The sequence below is a fragment of the Aeromicrobium sp. PFPM2_SD2 genome (assembly GCF_057364525.1).
The window spans coordinates 1-3,361 of the sequence record NZ_JBNFNZ010000287.1; the positions used below are offsets into that span (position 1 = coordinate 1).

Consider the following 3,361-nt stretch of genomic DNA (forward strand, 5'->3'; position numbering starts at 1 on the left):
GTCCGGGTCGCCAGACCGTCCGGGCCGCGCCAGCGCGTCGACGTGGGCCTGCAGGCGCGGGTCGAGCCACGGCATCGCCAGGTACGGCGGGTGCGCGGTAGAGCCGCTCGCGCAGCGTGAAGCCGGCGTCGGCGCAGAGCGCGGCCAGCTTCTCGACGTTCGGCCACGGCCGCTCGGGGTTCACGTGGTCGGGGGTCAGCGGGCTGATGCCGCCGAAGTCGTCGATGCCCGCGTCCACCAGCGCCCGGCACTCGACCAGGTCGACCAGGTTCGGCGGCGCCTGCACGCGCACCTGCGGCCCGAGGACGACGCGGGCGGTGGCGATCGCGGCGAGGTACTCGTCGAGCGGCAGGTCGTCCTCGTGCCGCATCGCGGTGTCGGGCTTGGCCCGGAAGTTCTGAACGATGACCTCCTGCACCGACCCGTAGGCCCGGTGCACGCGACGCAGCTCGAACAGCGCGTCGGCCCGCTCGGCGAGGGTCTCGCCGATGCCGACCAGGACGCCGGTGGTGAACGGCACGTTGAGCCGTCCGGCGTCCTCGAGCACCCGCAGCCGGACGGCCGGGTCCTTGTCGGGGCTGCGGAAGTGGGGCTGGCCCTTCTCCTCGAACAGCCGCCGGGACGTGGTCTCGAGCATCATGCCCATCGACGGCGCGACCGGCTTGAGCCGGTTCATCTCCGCCCAGCTCATGACGCCCGGGTTGAGGTGCGGCAGCAGGCCGGTCTCCTCCAGCACCCGCACGGCCATGGCCCGGACGTACTCCAGCGTCGTGGCGTACCCGGCCTCCTCGAGCCACTGCTGCGCCTCGGGCCAGCGGTCCTCGGGCCGGTCGCCGAGCGTGAACAGCGCCTCCTTGCAGCCCATCGCCGCGCCCTCGCGGGCGATGGCGAGCACCTCGTCGGCGGTGAGGAACGGCGCCTCGCCGGCGCGCTCGAGGTGCCCGGGCGTGGTGACGAACGTGCAGTAGTGGCAGCGGTCGCGGCACAGCCGGGTGAGCGGGATGAACACCTTGCGCGAGTACGTCAGCACCCCCGGACGTCCGGCGGCCTCGAGCCCGGCGTCGCGGACGCGCGCGGCGACGGCCATGAGCCGCTCGAGGTGCTCGCCGCGGGCGGCCAGCAGCGCCGTCGCCTCGCGGGCGTCGATCGTCTTGCCGGCTTCGGCGCGCGTGACGGCCCGTGCGACCTCGCGGTCGGTGGGCACGGTCGGGGCGGTGTCGGTCACGCGGACCTCCCGGTCAGTCCTGCAGGGCGGCGTACGCGGGCTTGATGACCCGCTCGATCAGGTCGATGCGGTGGTCGAAGGGCAGGAAGGCGCTCTTCATCGCGTTGACCGTGAACCAGCGCAGGTCGTCCAGGCCGTACCCGAAGGCGTCCACGAGCAGCTGCATCTCGCGGCTCATCGAGGTGCCGCTCATGAGCCGGTTGTCGCAGTTGACCGTGACCCGGAAGCCCAGGTCCTTGAGCGGACCGATCGGGTGGTCGGCGATGGACGTCATGCCGGGCACGGCGTGGGTCTGCAGGTTCGACGAGGGGCACATCTCGAGCGGGATGCGCCGGTCGCGGACGTACGAGGCCAGCCGGCCCAGGCGCGGGCCGCCGGGGGCGTCGAAGTCGATGTCGTCCACGATGCGCACGCCGTGGCCGAGCCGCTCGGCGCCGCAGCGCTGGATGGCCTGCCAGATCGACGGCAGCCCGAACGCCTCGCCGGCGTGGATGGTGAAGTGCGCGTTCTCGCGGCGCAGGTACTCGAACGCCTCCAGGTGCAGGATCGGCGGGAAGCCGTCCTCGGCGCCGGCGATGTCGAAGCCGAAGACGCCCCGGTCGCGGTACTGCACGACGAGCTCGGCGATCTCCAGGCCGCGGTCGGCGTGGCGCATCGCGGTGAGCAGCTGGCCGACGACGATCTCGCGGCCGTCCGCCGCCGCGGCCTTCACGCCGCTCTCGACGCCCTCCTGCACGGCCTCGACCGCCTCGGCGAGGGACAGCCCGCGCTCGAGGTGCTGCTCGGGGGCCCACCGCAGCTCGGCGTAGACGACGGCCGTCGGCGGCCAGGTCGACGACCGCCTCGTGGGCGACGCGGGCCAGGTGCTCGCGGGTCTGCATGACCGCGGTCGTGTGCGCGAACGTCTCCAGGTAGCGGGGCAGCGAGCCGCTGTTGGCGGCCTCGGCGAACCAGCGGCCGAGCGCCTCGGCGCCCTGCGCGGGCAGCTCGTGCCCGATCTCCGCGGCGATCTCGGCGACCGTCGCCGGACGCACGCCGCCGTCGAGGTGCTCGTGCAGCGCGACCTTGGGCGCGCGGCGGATCTGGTCGGGGGTGGCGGGTGTCGTCATGTCAGGAGTCCATCAGAAGGACGATCGCCTCGGCCACGCAGGCCGGCTTCTCGGAGCCCTCGATCTCGATCGTGTGGGTGAGCTGGACCTGCTGGCCGCGCTCGATGTCGTTGACGGCGCTCAGCACGACGCGGTCGCGGATGCGCGAGCCGACCCGCACGGGGGCCATGAAGCGCACCCGGTCCAGGCCGTAGTTCACCCGGGCGGTCTCCCCGGCGAACGCGAACGCCTGGGCGCCCAGGAACGGGATGAGCGACAGCGTCAGGTAGCCGTGGGCCACGGTGGCGCCGAACGGGCCGGACGCCGCCTTGTGCGGGTCGACGTGGATCCACTGGTGGTCGCCGGTGGCGTCGGCGAACATGTCGATGCGCTCCTGGGAGATCTCCAGCCAGGTGCTGACCCCGAGCTCGGTCCCCTCGGCCGCCTTGATCTCGTCCCGGTCGTTCAGCACACGCATGGTCCACACCCTAGTTGCCGTCGGCCCATCCGCCGCCGGTGCCCGCTCGGGCACCGGCGTGGCGTCAGTCGACGCGTCCCAGGACCACGTCCGTGGCCGCGAACGGCTGGTCGGCGATGTCGAACGAGCCCTCGAGCGCCGCGAGCGCGCGGTCGAACCGCTCGGGGCGGTCGGTGTGCAGCGTCAGGAGCGGCTGGCCGGCCGTGACCGCGTCGCCGGTCTTGGCGTGGAGGGTGACGCCCGCGCCGAGGTCGAGCTGCTCGCCGGGCTTGGAGCGGCCGGCGCCCAGGCGCCAGGCGGCGATGCCCACGTCGTAGGCGTCGAGGCGCTGCAGCGTGCCGCCGGCCGGCGCGGTGACGACGTGCGTCTCGCGGGCCTGCGGCAGCGCACCGTCGGGGTCGCCGCCCTGGGCGGTGATCATGCGGCGCCACACGTCCATCGCGCGGCCGTCGGCCAGGCGCGTCGGCCGGGTCGACGTCGGTGCGTCCGGCGGCGGCGAGCATCTCGCGGGCCAGGGCCAGCGTCAGCTCCACGACGTCGCCGGACCGCCGCCGGCCAGCACGTCGACCG

3 protein-coding genes and 1 pseudogene are annotated in these 3,361 nt (G+C 73.9%); all 4 read right to left on the reverse strand.

Annotation, left to right across the window (positions count from 1 at the left end; all coding sequences use genetic code 11):
• On the reverse strand, window positions 1-1,225 hold a 1,225-nt coding region (cofG, locus tag AC2W7G_RS12195; protein ID WP_485868678.1), incomplete at its 3' end, for a 7,8-didemethyl-8-hydroxy-5-deazariboflavin synthase CofG.
• A 13-nt stretch (window positions 1,226-1,238) separates the two neighbouring features.
• A pseudogene (locus AC2W7G_RS12200) lies at window positions 1,239-2,334 on the reverse strand (adenosine deaminase).
• Window position 2,335: 1 nt separating this feature from the next.
• The gene (locus AC2W7G_RS12205) at window positions 2,336-2,791 is read right to left on the reverse strand and encodes a MaoC family dehydratase (RefSeq protein ID WP_485868679.1); all 456 of its coding nucleotides are present in this window, start codon (window positions 2,789-2,791) and stop codon (window positions 2,336-2,338) included.
• A 64-nt stretch (window positions 2,792-2,855) separates the two neighbouring features.
• Window positions 2,856-3,230 (reverse strand): hypothetical protein, encoded by a 375-nt coding sequence (locus AC2W7G_RS12210; RefSeq protein ID WP_485868680.1) that lies wholly within the window; start codon window positions 3,228-3,230, stop codon window positions 2,856-2,858.
• Window positions 3,231-3,361 lie beyond the last annotated feature (131 nt).